The 20,832-nt window shown below is 69.2% G+C and carries 11 protein-coding genes; 7 read left to right on the plus strand and 4 right to left on the minus strand.

Annotation, left to right across the window (positions count from 1 at the left end; translation table 11 throughout):
• Positions 1-172: 172 nt before the first annotated feature.
• Both WME79_RS13800 and WME79_RS13805 read left to right on the plus strand, forming a co-directional pair.
• On the plus strand, positions 173-2,017 hold the full coding sequence (locus WME79_RS13800; protein ID WP_437535291.1) for an IgGFc-binding protein: 1,845 nt from the start codon (positions 173-175) through the stop codon (positions 2,015-2,017).
• A 206-nt stretch (positions 2,018-2,223) separates the two neighbouring features.
• Positions 2,224-3,957: an FG-GAP-like repeat-containing protein gene (locus WME79_RS13805; protein ID WP_437535292.1), complete on the plus strand. Its 1,734-nt coding sequence runs from the start codon at positions 2,224-2,226 to the stop codon at positions 3,955-3,957.
• Positions 3,958-4,084: 127 nt separating this feature from the next.
• Here the strand turns inward: WME79_RS13805 and WME79_RS13810 are convergent, their stop codons facing one another.
• The gene (locus tag WME79_RS13810) at positions 4,085-4,906 is read right to left on the minus strand and encodes a formylglycine-generating enzyme family protein (RefSeq protein WP_437535293.1); all 822 of its coding nucleotides are present in this window, start codon (positions 4,904-4,906) and stop codon (positions 4,085-4,087) included.
• A gap of 713 nt (positions 4,907-5,619) precedes the next feature.
• Here WME79_RS13810 and WME79_RS13815 point away from each other — a divergent pair.
• Positions 5,620-7,350, plus strand: coding sequence for an OmpA family protein (locus WME79_RS13815; protein WP_437539843.1), 1,731 nt, complete (start codon positions 5,620-5,622; stop codon positions 7,348-7,350).
• A 154-nt stretch (positions 7,351-7,504) separates the two neighbouring features.
• On the opposite strand, the gene WME79_RS13820 is transcribed toward WME79_RS13815, so the two are convergent.
• Together WME79_RS13820 and WME79_RS13825 are read right to left on the minus strand one after the other, a co-directional pair.
• On the minus strand, positions 7,505-11,143 hold the full coding sequence (locus WME79_RS13820; protein WP_437535294.1) for a PHP domain-containing protein: 3,639 nt from the start codon (positions 11,141-11,143) through the stop codon (positions 7,505-7,507).
• Between the two features lie 11 nt (positions 11,144-11,154).
• Positions 11,155-12,468 carry a porin gene (locus WME79_RS13825; RefSeq protein WP_437535295.1) on the minus strand — a complete coding sequence of 438 codons (1,314 nt, stop codon included), beginning with the start codon at positions 12,466-12,468 and terminating at the stop codon, positions 11,155-11,157.
• A 211-nt stretch (positions 12,469-12,679) separates the two neighbouring features.
• Between WME79_RS13825 and WME79_RS13830 the strand changes: the two genes are divergently transcribed.
• The 4 genes from WME79_RS13830 to WME79_RS13845 all read left to right on the plus strand — a co-directional run bounded on the left by WME79_RS13830 (position 12,680) and on the right by WME79_RS13845 (position 19,258).
• The gene (locus WME79_RS13830; protein WP_437535296.1) at positions 12,680-14,347 is read left to right on the plus strand and encodes a hypothetical protein; all 1,668 of its coding nucleotides are present in this window, start codon (positions 12,680-12,682) and stop codon (positions 14,345-14,347) included.
• Positions 14,348-14,573: 226 nt separating this feature from the next.
• Positions 14,574-16,634 carry a MopE-related protein gene (locus tag WME79_RS13835; protein ID WP_437535297.1) on the plus strand — a complete coding sequence of 687 codons (2,061 nt, stop codon included), beginning with the start codon at positions 14,574-14,576 and terminating at the stop codon, positions 16,632-16,634.
• Between the two features lie 263 nt (positions 16,635-16,897).
• Positions 16,898-17,530, plus strand: coding sequence for a hypothetical protein (locus WME79_RS13840; protein ID WP_437535298.1), 633 nt, complete (start codon positions 16,898-16,900; stop codon positions 17,528-17,530).
• 579 nt (positions 17,531-18,109) lie between these two features.
• Positions 18,110-19,258 (plus strand): helix-turn-helix transcriptional regulator, encoded by a 1,149-nt coding sequence (locus WME79_RS13845; RefSeq protein WP_437535299.1) that lies wholly within the window; start codon positions 18,110-18,112, stop codon positions 19,256-19,258.
• Between the two features lie 54 nt (positions 19,259-19,312).
• Here WME79_RS13845 and WME79_RS13850 read toward each other — a convergent pair whose 3' ends face one another.
• Entirely contained in the window at positions 19,313-20,698 is a 1,386-nt protein-coding gene (locus WME79_RS13850; protein ID WP_437535300.1) for a KamA family radical SAM protein, read from the minus strand.
• Between the last annotated feature and the right edge of the window lie 134 nt (positions 20,699-20,832).

Genomic DNA, 20,832 nt, shown 5'->3' on the forward strand with positions numbered 1-20,832 from the left:
GCGATGGCGCGACGCCGGCTGCCCATTGCATTCCTGGGACCTGCAACCCGCTCTCGCGGCTCCCCCGAAAAAATGCGAACGCTTTCGCGGGCCTCCCCACGGCGGGCGAACCGTGTTACGCTCGCAGGCGCGAAGTTTTCAGGATGCTTGTGGGGGAAGGAGCCCTGTAGAGATGGCGAACATGGCTAGATACCGTCGACACGCGATTGTGGGGTTACTTGCAGCGACAGCCGGTGTGACGGGCTCGTTCGCCGCGTGCACGGACTCGTACCGTGAAGGTCTCACCGGCTCCGGCACGGGCCCCACCGGGACCGGCGGCGGCGGTGGCGGCACCGGCGGGGCGGGCGGGGAGGGGGGGAGCACGGGGACCTTCGGGGAGGGGGGGCGGTGCGATTCGACATGCTCCAATGATCTGAAGAAGGTCATCAGCTGCAATGGGGTGACGCTGGAGACTTGCGAGCCAGAGGAGGGATGCGTCAACGCGGAGTGTGTACCGAACCCGTGTGAGGCGGCAGAGAGGTCGAAGAGCTCGTATGGATGCGACTACTGGGCGTTGAAGACCGCCCTGATGCCGACCACCAAGGGAGCATGCTTCGCCGCAATGCTCGCGAACACATGGGATTTGCCGGTCAAGATCAACGTCGAACGTGGTGGGGAGCAGCTTCCGGTTGAAAACTTTGCCTACATTCCGACGTGGAATGAGGTGCAGAGCAAGGTAGATTACAAAAACTACAATCCGAACGATGGGCTTGCTGTCGGGCAGGTCGCGGTCCTTTTTCTTTCAAGGAAGTCTGCTGCGGCGAGCGTTGAAGACTGCCCCATGCAGGGTGCCCTCAATCTGGACAGCGGTGTGGCAGGGACCGGACGCGGAAGCGCATTCCACATCACGACGGACTATCCCGTCGTAGCTTATCAGATGCTTCCCTATGGTGGTGGGAAGGCCGCCTTTACCTCGGCGACGTTGCTTCTGCCTACGAGCGCCTGGGCAACCAATTATGTTGCGATCAATGGTTACTCGGAGTCGGAGTCAGTGTCACCAGAGGACTACGCGGGTGCATATCCATCGCTTGCTATCGTTGCCCACCAGAACGGTACCGACGTGACCATCCTACCGAAGGTCGACGTTGTAGGTGGTACAGATGTCGAACCTGCCAGCAGCGGGGTAGCGAAGACGTACACGCTGAACGCTGGCGAATTCCTGCAGATAACTCAGAAGGAGGAGTTGACCGGAAGCCCCATCGAATCGACCAAGCCTGTAGGCGTCTTCGGCGCCCATGCTTGCATGGTCGTGCCGAATACTACCGGCGATTGCGATTCAGGGCAGCAGCAGATAGCGCCTGTCAGGGCTACTGGCAACGAGTATGTGGCGGTTCGCTATCGCAACCGCATCGCGGATCAAGAAGAGTCTCCCCCATGGCGGATCGTGGGCATGGTCGACGGTACGGAGCTCACCTGGGAGCCGTCCAAGCCGGATGGCGCTCCGGATGTCGTCAACCTCGGCGAAGTATATCAATTTGACGCCGGTGGGCCGTTCGTTGTCAAGAGCCAGGGGGTGAACGCTCCGTTCTATGTTGGTCAATACATGACGGGCGGTGATGCGTACATGACGATCGGTGATCCAGACTGGATCAATGTGGTCCCGCCGTCTCAGTTCCTGGATTATTATGTGTTCTTTACAGATCCGACCTACCCGGAAACAAGCCTCGTTGTCACCCGTACCCGATCGAAGGTGAATGGCGAGTTTGCCGACGTGGACCTGGATTGTGTAGGCACTCTCAGCGGGTGGAAACCTGTCGGCGACTATGAGTATACCATCGTCGACCTCACGACGGGGAACTTCGAGCCGGTAGGTGGCTGCGTGAACGGCCGGCACGAGATGCGGAGCAACCTTCCGTTCGGGGTCACGGTCTGGGGATGGGGAGCAATCCAGCAGAATTACCGTGTATCCTATGCTTACCCTGCCGGTGCTGGGTTCCTTCCGATCAACGATGTCCAGATACCTCCGACGGCAAACTAGTCGTGGCAGGTGTACCCAGCCTGCATAGGCATCAGCGATCGTTTCATTCTACAACGTACGGCTGCCGAACGATTGTCAGTTAGCCGAGCAAGCAGCCCTTTCCGTTCGAGCCAAGAGCGTCGGACACATTCATTCTGTGAAAACTGGGATGGCGCCTGCTTCTTCTGCTTGCGCAGTACAGGGGACTGTGTTCCTCCTTGATTTCTATGAAAGCACGCAGGCGCGATGGCCATCTGTTCTCGATGAGCCTATCGATCGCGGTAATCATCTCCGTGTCCGGATGCGGTACGATCCTCGGCCTGGATGAGTTCTCTGATGCCGACCGGTCATCAACGGGTACCGGCGGCGGCGCGATGCAAGGATCCGGTGGTTCCGGTGGTGGAGCAGGGACCTTTGAGGCACCGACAACGCCGGTCCTTCGGCTTCCGCTAAATGACGCATATGTAGGCACCATGCGGAAGAATGGATCCAGGCGGCCCACGTTCGTGTGGGAGGCCTCGACGGTGGCGGGCGACGTGCCCATCGAGTACGAATTGCAGTACAGCAGCGATCCGGCGATGACTCACGCCGTGTCGGTCGTTACTGAAGAGGTCGTACACAGGCCGGAGGCGGACTTGGATGGGGCGCTGCTTCCTCCTGCCGGCCAGCGTTACTACTGGCGTGTGCGCGCTTGCTCGCAGCGGCGGTGCTCGGATTTTTCTCCTGCTCGCTGGATTAACGTTGGCCGAACCAAATGCGATTTCAATGCCGATGGGTTCGATGACGTCGCGGTGGGCGCGGTCGGTCTGACCACGACGGCAGGTGCGGCCTATTTCTACTACGGGGCGGCTGAGTCCCAGTTTGGTGGGCAGCCCAGCGGGGTAGTTTTCAGCCCCGATGGGGCAGGGGATGGCTTCGGCGCTTCTCTTGCGTGTGCAGGGGATGTCGATGGAGATGGCTACGCCGACGTCGTCGTAGGAGCTCCCCGTGGGGAATCCGGCAAGGCGATCGTCTACCGGGGGAGCGGTCGTGACACCTTTCGCGGAGAGATCATCGCAACGCTTCCTGATGCGGGGATTTACCTCGCCTCCGCCGGTGACGTCAACGCTGATGGTTTCGGTGATGTGATCGTCAGCAGGGAAGATCCGCCCTCCGGGTATCTCTATTTTGGCGGACCATCGGGGATCGAGAATCTGTCGAACCCCGTAATTTTGGAGGTCGACGTCGATGCGGGGACACAACTGTCCGGGGTGATCGTGTCGGCGGCGGGAGACGTTAACGGTGATGAATTCTCAGATGTGATCCTGGCGGTAGCAGCTCATGGGCTTCGCGTCATCCGCCTGTACTTCGGGCATCCAGGTCAAGGGTTCGATGTCTCGCCGGCCGTCGAGCTTGAGGCGCCTCCTGACGATCCCGAGTTCTTTTCGTCGATCGCTGCGGCGGGTGATGTTAATGGTGACGGCTTCGGAGATGTTATCGTTGGATCTTCCGCGGCCGATCGCGCATACGTCTATTGGGGCGGCCCCGAAGGCATAGCTTCCACCCCGGATGTCACGCTTGTCGGGGTATCCCGTACTGGCTTTGGTAATGCTGTGGCCTCGGCGGGTGACATGAACATGGATGGCTTTGACGAAGTGGCTGTGGGGTCGTCTGACGCTGCATCTCGTCCAGGTGTCGTGTATGTGTACGAGGGCGGCCCTGGGGCAGCGTTTGATGGTGTGCCAGATGTTGCGATGTACAGGCCTGGTGACACGCAGCGGGGCTTTGGTAGCGTTCTGGGCTCGTCCGGCGATGTGAACGGCGATGGCTACGCGGATCTCACGGCAGGGGCTCCGTTTGCCAGTATCGCGTATATATACTTCGGAAAGTCGGATCTCGTGGCTACTGCGGAGGCAGACGCGTCAGTGTCGCAGCCTCATGACTCTAGCCGGCCCTTTGGTGTGGCGGTGACGAAATGGTGACACTGTAACTGCTGGACCAGCGATGGTCTCTCGCTGCTGGTCGCTCAGCGCTTCGGGACCGACCCGCTCGGTGGGTAACTACTTGGGCCCAGGATCCGGAGAGGCTCCTGGACCAGTCCGATCACTTTCACAGGATCGTTCTGGCGCAGCGCACGCCCTGGGTCCGGGTTGTGCGATCTTCTCTATTTCTGAACGCTGTATCGTAGAGCGGAGCGATGGCATTCCCACCGCGAACCACGTATCCTGATGAGCCCGAGCAGCCCTGGTTCGAGCAGTCCTCACACGGCATCGGATAATCGCCGTTGCAATCCAAGGTCCACTCCGAGACGTTTCCTAGCATATCAGCATGGCCCCACCTCGCATCGCCGGACGGCGAGAACGAGCCGACAGGCAGGAACGCGGCGACGCTGCATCCGCTGGAGGAGCCGTCTCCTCTGCACTCGTTGGCAGCGAAGCCGCGCTCCCTCGAGCCGCCCCACGGATACACCCGCTGCTCCTCACCGCCGGTGGCGGCATAGTTCCACTCGGCCTCGGTGGGCAGGTAGCCCCCGTCCCATACGCAGAATGCGAACGCCTCATACCACGTGACGCAATGGATCGGCCGGTGTTCGTTCGGGCCTAACTCGGCGGTCCATGTCGGGTAGTACTCACATTCGAGCTGTGCTTTGAGCTGCTCGGTGTTTGCTGTGAGCGAGGATGTCCAATCGAATTTCCACCCGCTATCGGTCACACCGGGGCGCTCCCCGGCTCCGAGCGCCGGGGGATCCCTCCGCGTCCCTTTCAGCGCCTCCACGAACGCCCGAAATCGTCCTACCGTGACCTCGTATCTGTCGAGCCTGAAGTCGCTGACGGTGGCTGGATAGTGCTCATCATTGCTCCGGTAGAACGTTCCTCCCGGCACGACCTCAGCGGTGCAGCAGTCCTCGTCCCCGTCGGGCCCGCAGCTCACTCCCGTACCGGGCGCGTCACCGCCCTGGCAGCTCGTCGGGACGCATACCCCGTCGCGGCACCCGGGGAACGGCGTCGCGCACGGCGCCTCCTCGACCCATGCGCCCCCTTCGCATCGCCGTGGCTTGCCGCCCGCGCATCCGCGCTCGGCCTCGGTGCATGGTACACATCGGCCCTTTGCACAGACTGGCGCCTCTCCACTGCAAGGCCGCTGGTGAACCCACTCCCCATCTGCGCACTGCCGGGGCGTATCGCCGACGCAGTCGCGCTCGCTCTGCGCGCAACCTCCTGCGCCGGAGCTCGAGGCGCTGTCGCCGCCGGCTCCGTCTCCCCCAGCACTTGCCCGCGGAGCGTCCTCGAAGTCGTCAAGCCCGAGCACCAGGCCGCAGCTGGTTATCCCGGCCGCAATCGCTAGCGGAGCCATTCGCGCGCCCGGGCCGTAGCCTGTTCGCCGCTTTTTTACCGTCGCCACGCGGCCCACGCTACACACCGCGCTGAACATGCGGAAGCACCGCGCGCCAGCCCGCCGCCTCAACCTCGCGCGCCCCGGACACAGCCGCCCGCTTTCGCGCCGGTCCTCGCACCTCCTGGTTCGACCCAGGAGACATCCTCCCCCGGCCCGAGTAGGCTCCCGCCCGGACGCCGGCCCGCATGCGGCGGAACGCCCGCGTCAACCTCGTTTTTCGAGCGTTGCTTGGAGGACAGCTCACCGTGATGGATCGACGAAACCTGCCGGGCCGTGCGCCGCGACGCCCGTCGCGCCTTCGCTGCGCGCTGACCGCAGCGGCCCTGGCCGCACCGGCCCTCGCCGCGCTGGCGCCCTCCGCCGCCCGCGCGCAGGACCGGACCTTCTACCTCGATCGCCTCAGGATGGCCGGCGCCCCCGACGACGGGATCGGCGTCTGGCGGCCGCACATGGGGGAACGGACGCGCTTCTTCGGGCAGCTCGGGCTGGGGATGTCGGTCCACCCGCTCCGTGACGACAACTACGTTGACAACCTCGCCATCGAGGAGCGGCTCGAGGGCGACGGGCCCGTCACCTCGCAGCTCATCACCTACCTGAACGCGGGCGTCGAGATCCTCGGCCGCGGCGCCCTCCAGGTCGCGTTCCCCATCGTGGTGTTCCAGGACGGCAACCAGACCTACCACCGCGAGATCGGCCTCAACCAGAGCGTCGACCTGAAGACCGCCGCCCCCATGGACCTCCGGGTCGACGCGCGCTTCGTCGCCCTGGAGCTCGACGAGCGCCGCTTCCGGCTGGGCGTCACCGGTGCGGTCTTCGTGCCCATCGGCAACAACTACTCCTTCGCCGGCGACCGGGGCGTGAGCAGCTCGTTCGGCCTCGGCGCCGAGTACGACTTCAAGGATTTCTTCGTCACCCTGAACACCGGCGTCGCCATCCGGCCTCGCGTGCAGCTCCACGAGCTCGTCGTCGGCAGCGAGCTCACGTACGGCGTCGGCGGCTACGTCCCGCTCCTCGATGGCAAGCTCCGCCTCGGCGCCGAGATCTTTGGCTCGTTCGGCCTCCTCAAGGAGACCGCGGGCGAGCTCGATGCCTCGCCCATCGAGTGGCAGCTCAACAGCAAGATGTTCCTCACCAAGGACAAGGCGGTCTACGTGGGCGCCGGCGTCGGCACGCGCATGAGCGGCGGCTACGCGCCCGATTTCCGGGGGGTCGCCCTCGTCGGCGGCTCGTTCGGCATCGCCGACTCCGACGCCCGCTCGCCCGGCTTCAACTACGTGATCACGGCGGAGAAGGACACCGACGGCGACGGCTACCCCGACGTCATCGACCTCTGCCCGGAGGACCCCGAGGACGGCAAGCAGCCCAAGCCGAGCGACGGATGTCCGGACATGCCCGACCGCGACGGCGACGGCATCCCCGACGTCGTCGACAAGTGCCCGGACGACCCCGAGGACAAGGACGGGATCGACGATCGCGACGGCTGCCCCGAGGAGGACGCGGATCAGGACGGCATCCCCGACGCCACGGACAAATGCCCGAAGGAGCCGGGACAGGTCGTCGTCGAAGACCCGGAGAAGAACGGCTGCCCCTTCTACATCCGCAGGATCACGGGCTCCGCCGAGATCGAGATCATGAAGCAGGTCGAGTTCGAGTTCGACAGCTCCAGGATCCTCCCGCAGAGCTATCCGATCCTCGACGAGGTCGTGCGCCTGCTCAAGGCGAACCCCGAGATCAAGCTGCTCAGCATCGAGGGGCACACCGACAACCAGGGCACCATCGACTACAACGACCGGCTCGCGCACAACCGCGCCATCGCGGTCAGGGTCTACCTGATCAACAAGGGCGTTCAGTCGGAGCGGCTCACCTCCGTCGGCTATGGCTCGCGACGGCCGCTGGTGTCCAACGACACGCCCGAAGGCCGGCAGCGCAACCGGCGCGTCGAGTTCCACATCAAGTCGCAGACGATCGAGGGCCGGTAAGCTCCAGCCGGAGCGGCTGGCCGATCCTCCCCCCGAGATCAAGCGACGTTTGCGTGCACGTGCCCCGTCATGTGCACGCAAACGTCACCTCCCAGAGCCAGCCGGGTTCGGCCCGGCCACGCGGGCGCGCGTCGGCCCTCCGAGGGACCGGCGTTCAGTCGTCGCGGTGCGCGAGCGCCGGGCGACGATGGTCGCACTTGCCGAGGATGGGAAACCCGCAGACCGCCTCTTCCGTCAGGCAAACCTGCTCCACGGGACACTGCTCCGGATCGAGGACGTCCCCATCGCAGGGACGAGAGCAGAAGTCGGGCCTCGCCAGCGGGGCGTCGTAGCGGCCGTTGCCGTCGACATCGATGTAGATCGGGTTGGTGATCGCATAGGGCGGGACCGGCGACCAGTCGGGCACCGTCGGCGTGGGCGCGAACAGGGCGCTGAGCGCGGGGATCCTGCCGAACGCGTCGCCGGCCAGCCGGGACAGCTGGATCTCACCGAACGGGACGTCCAGGGAGACAGGGCTCATGAGGTTCCTGTCCTCGAGCCCCATGGCGATGATCACCACCCAGGAGTCGCGATCCGGCGTCGTGAAGGTGACCTTGCCGCGCACGTCCACGATCGCGCTCGGCGGCATGGCCGGCTCCAGCAAGCGGACCATCCCGCCGTTCAGGTAGATCTCCACCCGATCAACGCCGAACCAGCTCGCCGTCTGGACATCGAACAGGAGCTCGAGCGACTCCCCGGCGCTCGCCGCCGCCACCTCACCGTACGTCTTTCCGCGGATCGTCGCGCGGATGAAGGGGCCGTACGTCGCGAAGGCGTGCGCGCCCCGCAAGCTCTCGACGGCAGCCGGCGTCTCGAGCGCTGCCGGGGAGTCGGTCGCGCTCCGGAAATAGGTCCGCGGGAAGCCCGGCTCCTTCGACCCGTCGTGGCTGTCACTGCTGGCGATCTGCGCCGGCGCGAAGCCCCGCTCGAGGTAGCGGAAATAGTCGTCCACCTGGCCCGCGCGGTACGTGCACGGCGCGTCGCGCGCGTCCTCGGGGACCGGATCGCCGCCGAGCGCCGCGGGCCCGCAGAGCTCCTGGCTGTCGGAGGTCGTTCCGGAGAAGCCCCAGTCTTTCGCCTGCTCGTCGGGCGTCCGGGCGAGGATGCGCTTCATCAGCGCCCACGCGAGCTCGGTGCGGGCGCGGCGCTTGCAATCGGAGAAAGCGACCGCGGCGGCAGCCGCGCCTGCGCCGGGGGCGCCGCCCGGCGCGGATGTCGCCGCGCACGGCGCGCGCAGCCAGCCCGTCACCTCGGGGCACGCCGCCTCGATCTCGGCGGCGCTCCCGGCGGCGTTCAGCCGCGCGAGGCAACGGTTCCAGTCGACGACCTCGGCCACGCTCGGCGTGCGCACCAGATCGAACCGCTTGCCGTTGATGACCTCCATCGCGTCGAACGCGCAGCTCGCCGTCCGGAAGACAGGGTTGTTCTCCTCGAGGAACGTCGGCGTCCGGCCCATCGTGTAGGTGTCGACGCCGAGCTGGTCGATGTAGCCGAAGAAGCCGTCGCGCGGGTGCGCGACGATGGTCAGCGGCGCCACGGTGCCGTCGCCGGAGGCCCGGATGGCGTCGAGGATCGCCCCGCCGGGCTCGCACGTCCAGTCGTGCGCCCCGTGGCCCGGGACGTCGAGCTCGTCGTACTCGAGCGGGAACCCGATGAAATGCCCCTGCTCCAGCGTGGTGATCTCCGCCCCGATCGCCGTGGCGAGGTGAGGCGCGAGCCCGAGCGCGCGTGCGGTCGGCTTGTAGTCCGTCTCGACGTCGTGGTCGGTCGACACCGCGAGCTCCACGCCCTCCGCCGCCACCGTGGCGACCCGCCGCGGCAGCGCCATGCCGCTGTCGAAGCTCGGCTCGGAGTGGAGGTGCATGTCGGCCGACATCCACCCGCTCGTGTCGATCTCGCGCACGAGCGTGGCGTCGAGCTGGAACGTGCGGCCCGGCGCGAGCGTGAGGTCGCGCTCCACGTAGATGCCGTACTCGATGCCTCGCGACACCGTGATCTGGTATCGCCCCGGCTCGATCTCGACCTCTCCCTCGCCGGTGGCCGTGATCTCGACGGCGCGGTTGCCGTTCCCGAGCCGGCCGTCGCCGAGGTAGACCCTGCGCCGGCCGTCGCCCGGGAGCCTCCGCCCCGCCTCGTTGAGCGAGGCGAAGGCGAGCTTGGCCGGCACCCGCTGGCCTGCCTCGTCCGCGACGCGGTAGCGCACCCTCGCCGGCGCGGGGAGGCGCGGCGACACCGCGACATCCTCTCCGGCCCGCAGGCTCACCCGGACGGGCGCCGACATCGCCGTCCCCGCCGCGTTCCTCGCCACGAGCAGGTAGCTGCCGGGCGGCAGGGCGCCGCGGAAATCGCCGTCCTCGGACGGGTCGAGGCCGAGATCCGCGTCGATCTCGTCGATGAGGCCCACGTCGCCGCGCGCCTCCCGGTTGGCCGCCACGAGCTCGTCCACCGAGGCGAAAGGCCGCGCGGGATCGGGATCGGCGAAGACGAACACCCGGGCGTTCGGCGCGGCCTCGAGGGTGTCCTCCCACAGCACGTGGCCGCTGACCGCGCCGGTCGCGGTCCCGCGGAGCCGGTGCATCACGCCCGTCACGCTCGAGACGTCGCCGTCGCCCACGGCGAGGTAGCGCTCGTAGCTGAACGCGCGGTGGGCGTCGCACGCCGCGTCGTCCTCCTCGCTGAACAGGCAAGATCGGCTGGCGGACACGAACGCCGTCGCCGCGCTCGCGAAGAGGGGCACGTTGACCAAAGGCGGCGCCGCGCCCTCCTCTGCCTTCGTGAAGTAGCCGTAGCTGACGTCGCCGCCCGCCGCGGCCACGAAATCGAAGGTGAGCGGCGCCTGGAAGGAGTTCCGCCCCGCGTTCCACGCGTCCTGGACCGCCGTGTCCTCGTCGAAGCCCGCCCCGGGCGCGAAGACGTCGTTCTGGTTGCCGAAGAACACGAAATCTCCAGCGACGATGCCGGCGCGGCGCGACGACGCCTCCTGCGCGGTCTCGGGCGGATCGCCGAGGACGCCCCCGAACACCGAGACCGGGGCCGTTGCGTTGTCCAGCGGCAGGACGTCGCTGCACGCGCAGGTCAGGCAGCCGTCCGGATCCTGCTGAACCCCGTTCGGGCACGGCTCGCAGCTCCTCTGGGGCTCGCAGCCGGGCGGTGGCCTGTCGTCGAGCAGGAGCACCGTGCGCACCGTCACGAACCGATCGCCCGGGTGAAGGAGGTAGTCTGTCCGGAAGCGGATCCTGGAGCGGACGTCGGGGAAGAAGAGGCCGAGCAGATCCTCCTGCGCCCGGAGCAGGCCTATCGCCTCGAACAGGAACTCTCCGTCTCCCTCGACGCGGATCCCTGCCTCCGCGCCGTCGGAGCCGTCCGCGAGCACGGAGACGTCGGTCGCCGTCGGGTCGGGCACGATGAGGTTGGCGAGCGAGAACATCTCCGCGAACCGGTCCCGCCCCTGTCCGCCCTCCTCGCCGATCCGGCCGCGCCGCCGGTCGACGTCGACGATGGCCCCGCCGAAGATCCCTGGCCCCGGCGAGTCCCTCCCGCCCAGGATCGCCACGCGGATCTGGTCGTTCTCGAGGAGGAAGTCGCCGATGTCCGCCATCGCCACCGGGCCGCCGACGAGCTCGGCGCGCTGCTCTATCCGCTTGGCGCGGAGCAGCCGATCGCCCCCGCAGCTCGGCAGCGCGGGGGCGGCGAGCGCGGCGGCGGCGAGGGGGACGAGCGCTACCCTGGTGAGCCAGCGGTGGGTTCGCCGCACAGAGATCTCTCCTACAGCGAGAGTTGAAGTTGCAGGAGGAGCACGTCGTTCGAGAGCGACAGCCCGCCGAGCTCCTCACGGTGCGTGTATTCGAGCTGCGCCTTCACCAGATCGTCGTACGCGTGGTAGCTCGCGCCGCCGGTGAGCACGAGGTTGTCCCCTTCATCGTCGATATCCAGGTTGGGGTCGATCCACTCCACGCGACCCGAGACACCGAGCTTCCGGGCGATGAGCATGTAGCCTGCCTCGAAGACGAGCGCGAGCGACGAGACCGAGGTGATCTGCGCGATCGGCTGGGTGGGCACCGCCTTGGGGCTCGCCCCGGTCCAGAGCACCTCGCCGAGCGCGTGCAGCCCCGCGGCGTGCACCAGGACATCGGCGCTCGCGCCATAGAGCGTGCGCGCACCGCCGTCGCTGAAGAAGCCGTCGGCGCCGACCCCGAGGCGGAAGGGCGAGCGGGCGACGTCCTGGAGCGTACGGCCGAGCGGGCCCCGCGGCTCGGTGGCGACCCGGCCGGCGACGGCGATCCCCTCGAAGCGGTTGCCGAGGGGAGCGAGGCTCTCGGAGGGACCTGCGTAGAACTGATCCGAGCGCTGGAAGGCGTTGTAGACGCCCGCGTGACAGCTGAAGGCGCGGTCCTGGAAGTGCCCTTCGGCCTGTATCCCGACCTGCGTGAACGGAGCGATCGCGCGGACGGCGAGCGGCCGCTCGGCGAGGGCGCCATCGCCGGCGCCGGTCATCGCCGAGCGAGAGAAGGGCACGGTGCGCGCGCCCGCGATCACCTCGAGCGCGCGCGCCGCCGTGACGCCGGCCCACGCCTCGTGGATGCGCGCCGTCCCCTCGTCGTCCCCGGCGAGCTCCGTCGAGATGGCGAACCGCACGAGCCCCGCGACGTCGCCGCGCAGCCCGGCGCGGACCCGGCGCAGCCGGAAGCCGGGCTGCTCGGCGCTGTCGCCGGCCTGGCTCAGCGCGTCGTCGCCCACGTAGGGCGCGGTTTGCAGCGCGAGCAGCGCGATCGGCGCGATCTCCAGCGGCCCGAGCGCGACCCGCACCCGCTCCCGGAAGCCCGGCGCCAGGAGGTCGCCGCTCGCAGGCGCTGGCGCCTCGCGCGGCCGCGGCTCCCGCGCGGGCGCGCTCGCCCGAGCGGCCGGCGCCGCTGCGCCTTCCGGCTCGGCAGCCGCCTCGACACCTCCTGCCTGCGCGTCGCCCGGGCTCGCGACCGCGGCGGCGGGCTCCTCTGCCGCGGGCTCGGGCTCCTGCGCGCGCGGCGTGGCGGCGGCGAGCAGGACTGCGGCGCCGCCTGCGACGCGAGCGAGGTGCCTCATGGATTCAGGTCTCCTGGAGGGCTGCGTGGAGCGCCCCGTGCCGCTCCGGCTGACCAGTGGTCGTCACCTCGTGCCGTGTCCACCCGGCGAGGTGCCCGGGAAACTAGAGGAAGACACGCGGCGCTGCAATCCGCGCGGCGCCCTGTGCTAACGCTCGCGGCCTGTCCGCTCCTCGCGCAGCAGCGGAGGGAAGGGGAGCGCCACACTTCTTATGGAAATGCCCGGTTCGAGCCCGCCCGACAGCGATCCCGCGCCCCGGGCCGGCGCGTCCGCCGCCCCGCCGCCCCGACCTCCCGACGCGGCGACGCCTGCCGCGGTCGGGAGCGGGCCGCGCTGGTCCAGCGACAGGGCGTTCGTCGCGACGTTCGTGCTCCTCGCCGTCGCAGCCATCGTGCCGATATGGCGGGTGCGGTTCCTGCCGCTGCTCGATCTGCCGAACCACCTCGCGGCCGTCCATATCTGGCACAGCTTCGATGAGCCGTGGACGCGCTTCAGGGACTTCTACGAGCTCAGCCTCCGCCCGGCCCCCTATGGTGCCTATCACATCCTGACGCACGTGATCGCCTATGGCGTCGGCCTCGAGAACGCGAATCGCGTCGTGCTCTCCGGTTATGTGCTCGCCATCCCCGCGGCGGCGCTCGGCTGGGCGCGCCAGACGCGGCGCAGCCCCTGGCTCTCGGTCCTCACCTTCCCGCTGGCCTTCAGCCTCTCCTGGGCGTGCGGCTTCCTGCCGTTCCTCGTCGGCGTCGCGCTGCTGCTCGCCGGTGTCGTCGCGCTCGACGCCTACCTCGATCGGCCGAGCCTCGGGCGCGGGGCGGCCGTCGCGCTGCTCAGCGTCGGCTGCGGCCTCAGCCACCCGCTCATCCTCTTTGGCTATTACGTCTGCGTCGCCGTGCTGATGCTCTGCCACCTGCCCCGGTGGTCGCGGATCGCCGTCGCTTTGCCGCTCTTCGCGCCCGCCGTCGCGCTCGTCCTGTGGCAGCTCGTCACCTTCAAGAGCCCCATGGTCGATCTGCGGAGCGGCCCGCGGTTCCAGGGCGTCTGGGTGCCATGGCACGAGATGCTCCGATCGTTCCCCGAGTACACGCTCGACTCGGTATCAGGCGATCTCGACGCCCGGCTCTTCTGGGTGTTTCTCGCGGTGGCGTCGCTGCTGGGCCTCTCCGGCGTCGCTCGGCGCTTCCTCCTTGGCCGCAGCCTTCCCGCGCGCGAGCCAGGCCCGCCGGCCGGCTCGCTCCTCGACCGGCTGCACCGCCATCGCTCTCTCGCCCTCTGCGCGGCGATGGCGATTTGCTATTTTCTCGTGCCGCTGCACCTGGCTCGCCCATTCGACTGGTGGTTCGTGAGCGGGCGCTTCTCACCGTTCATCTGCTTCTTCGGCTTCCTGGCCATCACGGCGCCGCTCCAGGGCCGCTCGCGCCTCCTGATGGCCCCCGCCGTGGCGGCCGCGCTCGTGCTGCCGCTCCACCTCTCGGAGAAATACGCGCGCTTCGACGAGCGGGTCCAGCCGTTCGCTCGGATGGTGGAGCGGATCCCGTCGGGCGCCGAGGTCCTCTTCTTGACCCTGCCTCCACGGACCGATGAATCACTGATCATCGAGGGCACGAACCACTTCTCGTCGTGGGTGCAGATCATGCACGGGGGCTTCAGCGCGGACGGCTGGCACAACGTGGGTTTCCCCTTCACGTTGAAGCGTCGTCTCCCCGCGCCGCCGTCGAACCGCGGTGAGTGGTTCAAGCCAGATGTCCATGGCGTCGCGTACGATTACGTGATCCTCCGGAACGAGCGGCCGGATAAGCCGGTGTTCACCGCGGCGCACCCCTCGTTTCGCCGGATCGAGCGCGATGGGGCCTTCACGCTGTACCAGCACACGCGTTGAGCGACGCCCCGGTCGCACCCCCGCCCGGGGCAGCCGAGCGCGCCGCAGTTGTGCGTCGCGCGTCGCCGAGCGCGCCGCGGTCGTGAGGGGCGCGTCGATGACGTTCGAGCGCGGCGCTTCATCCCCGCCGATCCGCCGTCGTTCCAGGCACCGACCGGGTAGTCTACGATCCTTGCGGTCGGCCACCCCTCGGGGGCGTCGCGCCGAGGAGGGGAGCCGTTTGCCGATGTCGACCAGAACCCGCGCAGTCCGTCGCAGCCCGCTGGCCTGGAGCGGAGGGCTTGCTGCCGTGGTCGGGCTCGCGCTGGCGTCCGGCGTGGCGCCGTCCTGCGCCGGCGCGGCAGGCCCCGACGTCTCGCGAGGCGCTGGAGGCGAGGGCGCTTCTGGCTGTCCGGTCGACTGCGCCGAGGACCCGAGCGCCCCGGTGTGCGACCGGGAGACGGGCGACTGCGTGGCCTGTCTGCCCGGCCCTCTGGCGTGTCCGCCCGGTCAGGTTTGCGATCCCGAGGCGAAGCGCTGCCTGGCCGGCTGTGAAGCCGAGTCCGACTGCGCTGCTCCGCTCACCTGCGATCCCGCGAAGCACGCCTGTGTTGCCTGTATCGCCGACGGCGACTGTCCCCTGGGCGCGCTGTGCACCGGAGAGGGCGAGTGCGTTCAGGGCTGCTCGGCAGCGCACCCGTGTGAGAGCGGCGCGGCGTGCTGCGATGGTGTCTGTCGGGACCTCCAGACGGACGCGCTGAGCTGCGGCGCCTGCGGTCGCGCCTGTCCGGAGCTCTCGCACGCCGGGATCGCCTGCGTCTCGGGCGCGTGCGCGCTCACCGCCTGCGAGGACGGGTTCCTTGACTGCAACCACGACCCGGCGGACGGGTGCGAGCACGACGAAGCGGAGCGCGGGCCCTGCTCGTGCACGCCGGGCGACACGAGGGTGTGTTACGAGGGACCGCCGGGCACCGAGGGGGTAGCTCCCTGCGCCCCCGGGGTCTCCACCTGCAGGCCGAGCGGCCTCTCGTGGGGGCCGTGCCTCCACCAGGTGCTGCCGGCGCTCGACGTGTGCGCCGACGACGTCGACAACGACTGCGACGGCGCCGTCGACAACACACCCGATCAGGACGGCGACGGGTGGACGATCTGCGATGGCGATTGCTGCGACTCCCTGTCGGACGGGTGCGTCACCCCGGCCCTCGTGAACCGCGGCGCATTCGAGGTGGCGGGCAACGGGATCGACGACGATTGCGACGGCGTGGCAGACAACACTGCGCCTTGCGACGCCGGGCTCACGAGCGACTCGTCGGCCGCGCTCGATTATGCGAAGGCGATCGACCTCTGCGTCACCACGACGGCGAGCCCGCCATCGCGCTCGCAGCGCACGTGGGGTGTCCTCTCCGCGAGCTTCCACCGCGCCGACGGCGCAAGCGCGCCGGCCGCGGCCCAGCGATCGATCCGCCAGGGCTTCGGCTCCGGCATCACGCCGCTCCAGGGCGCGCGGCTCGCGGTGCTCTCGACCGGCGTCGCCGCGGCCGAGGCGGCGCCGAACAACACGAGGCCGAGCTTCGCCCCGTTCCAGGGCGGCCAGGACATGGGGACGTCGAGCAGGGTGCCCGCGGACTGGCTCGACGCGAACGGCGACAACCTCCCGAACGCGCCCGGGTGCCCTGACCCGCAGGGCGGCGCGACGGCCTACGATCCCGTGATGCTGAAGCTGCGCGTCCGCGTGCCGACGAACGCGAGCGCGTTCAGCGTCTCGACGTTCTTCCTCTCGTCCGAGTATCCGGAGTGGGTGTGCAGCCGCTTTAACGACTTCTTTCTGGCGCTCCTCGACTCGACGTTCGAGCCCTTTCCAGGCGAGACGGCGAACCCGGCGGACGGGAACCTCGCCTTCTATGACCCCCCGCCCGCCGGAGCGCCGGTCTACCCGCTGGGTACGAACCTCGCGTTCGGCGGCACCGGGCTCTTTACCCAGTGCGTGAACGGGCCGACCGGGTGCGGCGGCGGCGCCACCCCAGGCACGACGTCCACCTGCACGAGCATCGCCCAGCTCCGCGGGACGGGGTTCGATGCCACGAGGCAGCCCGCCCAGTTCGAAGGTGAGCCCGGCTGGTGCGGATCGAGCGAGCGCGCGGGCGGCGGGACCGGATGGCTGGTCATGAACGGCAATGTCAACCCAGGTGAGATCATGGAGCTGCGCTTCGTACTTTGGGACACCGGCGATCCCTGGAACGATTCCGTGGCCCTGCTCGACAACTTCCAGTGGTCGACGTTTGCGTCGACGCCCGGAACGCGCGAGTGAAGCGCTGGGCGGTAGGGCAGGCGCCGCTCCGGGGCACGGCGGGGCGCGGCACGCGATCACCCGGTAGGGGGGGCTCGGCGGCGCCCCTGGCGAGGGCGCTGTGGGGACGCGGCGCCTGGAGGGATGGCGCCCCGACGGGGCGCGCGACCGCAGCGGACGGACGGCGACCCGATTACACTGCGCGGCGCACAGAGGACCGTGGCACGCATCCCTCGGCCTCGCGCTCGTCAGGAGCGCTTCCGTTCATCACCCAAGGAGACTGCATGAGGAGAACGATCACGCCGCTCGCGCTGTTGCTCGCGAGCCTGTCTTTCGCCACGCTCGGCTGCGATAGCAAGGGGAGCGACGCGACCCCGGGGGCGGTGGCCGAGGGCAAGGCGAGCGAGAGCGCCGCCCCTGCGGCGACGACGGCGGCGCCGGCGGAGACGGCCGCCGTGCCCGCCGCGGCGACCGCCGAGCCGACGGCCGCTGCGTCGGCCGCGCCGGCGGAGACGGCCGCGGCGACCGCCGCGCCGGCGGAGACGGCCGCGCCCAAGGCGACGGCCGCTGCATCTGCCGCCGCGGCCGCGGGACCAGCGTCGACCGGCGCTGCGCAGGCGGGCGAGAAGAAGTTCGAATGCGGCGCGAAGGGCCAGAAGCTCTGTCCGATGCAGGCCTGGATGAAGAGCACGATGGCCTCCGCGACCTCGAGCGGCGACGCCGCGAAGATCGCGACGGCGCTCCAGTACGTGGCCAGCAAGCCGCCGCCCGGTATGGGCAGCTGGGTGGCGATCACGAAGGCCGGCATCGCCAAGGCGAAGGCCGGCGACGTCGACGGCGCGAAGGCGAGCTGCAAGCAGTGCCACGACCTCTACAAGGAGCAGTACAAGAAGACGATGCGCGATCGTCCCTGGTGAGCCGCCCGCCGGTGGCGCGGCGGATCCGCTCCGGTTCGCGCCGCTCGCCGCTGCGTCCCCGCGGTCCGCCGCGGCGAAATTCCCGTAACCGAACGACATTTCGCGGGCTCTCGGCGCCCTCGCGCGCGCTGCGCGCCGCTCCCTGGGGCGCCGCGAGCGGCGAGCGTCGCCGCCGCGCGCCCGGCCGGCGATCGCTGCTCGGTCGGCAGGGCGCGGGACAAACATCTTGGACGGGAGGGGGTGATGCGATACAGCGCTGAGCTGATGGCGCGCGCTGTTCGCACAGGCCCTGGGGGTGCCCCTGCGCCTGCCACCGCGTCCACTCGCGCGCGGGGGGCCGGCAAATCGAGCGGGGCAGCGGCTGCTCCGCGCCCGCGCGTCGGCCAGAGCGCCGACCCGTTCTCGAGCGGCGCGACGCCGCCCTCGAAGCCGCGCACGGGCGCGACGCCGCGGCTCACCGGGGACGCTGCCTCCGACGTCAGGTCGAGCACGGCGGCCCCGTCCGCGCCGAGCGTGCGCCCTCCAGCGGCCCCGCCCGCGCCGAGCGTGCGCCCTCCAGCGGCCCCATCCTCGCCGAGCGTGCGCCCTCCGCGGGCGGACGCGGGTGCTCCTGCGGCCGCATCGAAGAGGCCTCCTCCGCCGGACGACGACGACGACGACGAGGACGATGACGACGTGCAGGGCGGCGCGCCTCGCGGCCGGCCGCGCGGCCCGTTCACGCAGCACCGGCGGCTCGACTCGCTGCGCAGCCTGCTGCAAAAGCACCCTGCTGGCCTGACGATCTACGACCTCGCGCGCGAGCTCAACGTCACGCCGCGCTCGCTCCGGCGCTACCTTGTCGAGGTCAAGCGCGAGCTCGATCTCGTGTCGGTCGCCACGCGCCCCGGGGGCCCTCGCCTGTGGCGGCTATCTCCGAGCGAGGCCCCCCGGCGCGTCGAGGTGCGGCGGACGCAGGCGTACGCCCTGCTCGCCGCCCGCCGGCTGTTCGAGCCGATGCGCGGCTCGACCCTGTTCGAGGAGATCGACCTCGCCGCGCAGCGCCTCCTCGGCGTCGCGCGCAGGCCAGGGCGCGGCCCGAACGCCGGCGTCGCCGACGCGCGGCTGGAGGAGCGCTTCCTCTATCTCCCGTTCGCCCCGAAGGACTACGCCGCGCGCACCGAGGAGCTCGACGACCTGTTCCAGTCCGTCGCCGATCTGCGCCCCCTGCGGTGCCGCTACCGCCGCTCGCGGGACGGGCGCGAGGAGCGGGTGCTCATCCACCCGTACGCGCTCGTCCTCTACAAGGACGCGATCTACTGCGTGGGCCTCCACGTGGGGCGCGGCGAGGTGCGCACGTTCCTGCTCGATCGCATGCGCGACACGGAGTGCGCGGTCACCGAGCGGTTCGAGCTGCCCCCGGATTTCTCCATCGACGACTACTTCCAGGGCCAGTTCGGCATCTGGCGCGGGGGCGAGCCCCGGCGCGTCGTGATCGACTTCGACGAGCGCGTCACCGAGTTCGTGCGGACGCGCAAGGTGCATCCGTCTCAGGAGATCACGCCGCTGTCCGGCGGCGGCGTGCGGCTCACGATGCTCATCGGCGACATGACAGAGCTCGCGACGTGGGTCCTCGGCTTCGGCGAGACCGCGCGCGTGGTCGAGCCGCCGGACCTCGTGGACCGCGTGAAGCGCGAGCTCGCCGGCGCGCTCGCCCGCTACGAGGAGCCGCCGCCGCCGGCCGAGGCCTAGCTCCGCAGGCCAGCGATCCCGGGTGGGATCCCTGGCACACGGAGCTGGCCCGCTTCAGCGCGAGGCCTGGAGCGCCTCGTCGATCATCTTCTGGTGCTCCGCCGGGTCCGCCCACCGCGCGCGTCCCTCGGGCGGGAGCTGATCGATCGGATCGAAGTACGTGTACCGCTGCCCCGGCTTCACGCTCGGCGCCTCGAACACCGAGATCCCGGTCGTACGGTCGTAGTGCTCGAACGAGTGCGCGTCGCGCTTGCCTCCGCCGCCGGGCGCGTCGACGACGAACGTCGGCGTGTTGAACCCGGCGGTCGAGCCGCGCACGTACTTCTCGATCGTGAGCCCGGTCGCCAGCGTGGTCCGGAGGTCCTCCACGCCCCGGACAAGGTCGTGGATGTAGACGTAATAGGGGTGCACGTGCACGTGCCCCAGGCGCTTCACGAGCAGCTTCATCGTCTCGGGCGTGTCGTTCACCCCGCGCTGCAGCACGGACTGGTTCCTGACCGTGATCCCCCGCTCGAAGAGCTTGTTCATCGCGTCGCGGGTGACGCCCGTGATCTCGTTCGGGTGGTTGAAGTGCGTGTGGATCACGACCTCCTTGTGCAGCTTCCGGCCGAGCTCGACCGTGCGCGTGACCGCGTCGATCCACTCGTCGTCGGTCAGGATCTTCTGCGGCATCACGGCCGGGCCCTTCGTGGCGAGGCGGATGCGCTGGATGTTCGGCAGCTTGAGGAGCGTCTCGCCGATCGCGCCGAGCTGCTCCGGCCGCAGGTTGTACGCGTCGCCCCCGGAGACGACGATGTCCTCCAGCTCGGGGCGTGACGCGATGTACGCGTACGCTCGCTTCCAGCGCTCCTCGTCGACCTTGAAGTGGGTCTTCTCGACCTCCTCCGTGTCGATGCCCACCGCGTAGCTGCGCGTACAGAAGCGGCAGTACACGGGGCACGTGTCGAGCGGCAGGAAGAGCGCCTTGTCGGCGTACCGGTGCGTCAGCCCAGGGACGGGCGCGTCCGCCCGCTCGTGCAGCGAGTCGAGCCCGAGCTTCGGGTGATCCGGCAGGAAGCGCGAGGCCAGCGGGATGAACTGGGTCCGGAGCGGATCGGTGTACGGATCGTTCCAGTCGATCAGAGAGAGCATGTACGGCGAGACCCGGACGCTCATCGGCGCGCGCGCGAAGCCCTCGGTCGCGTCCCGGATGAAGTCGTCCGACACCATCCCGCGCAGCGTGTCGAGCAGCTTGTCGGGGCGGGTGATCGACTTCTTCGCCTGCCACCGGTGGTCCATGAACTGCTCGTCGGTCACGTCGGCGTAGGCCGGGATCCTCCGGAAGTCGGGCAGCTCGAGCAGGTTCGCGTGCTGGAGGGACGCCGGGTCCACCGGCGGCTTGAGGGGCGCGATGTCGTTGCTTCGCTTGGTGAGTTCGATGAGGCTCGAGGTGGTCGTCATGTCGTGGACCCTTGCTCGCGCGGAGCAAAGAGAGCGTCGGAGGATGGCCGCGTGCCTGCGCCTGCGCGTCTCGGGGCCTGCCCGGGAGAGGCTGCGGCAGCGGTTCCTGGGAGCGTAGCATCGCGGTACCCCGT

Source organism: Sorangium sp. So ce726 (assembly GCF_051521405.1).
In the GTDB taxonomy this organism is placed as follows: Bacteria; Myxococcota_A; Polyangia; order Polyangiales; family Polyangiaceae; genus Sorangium.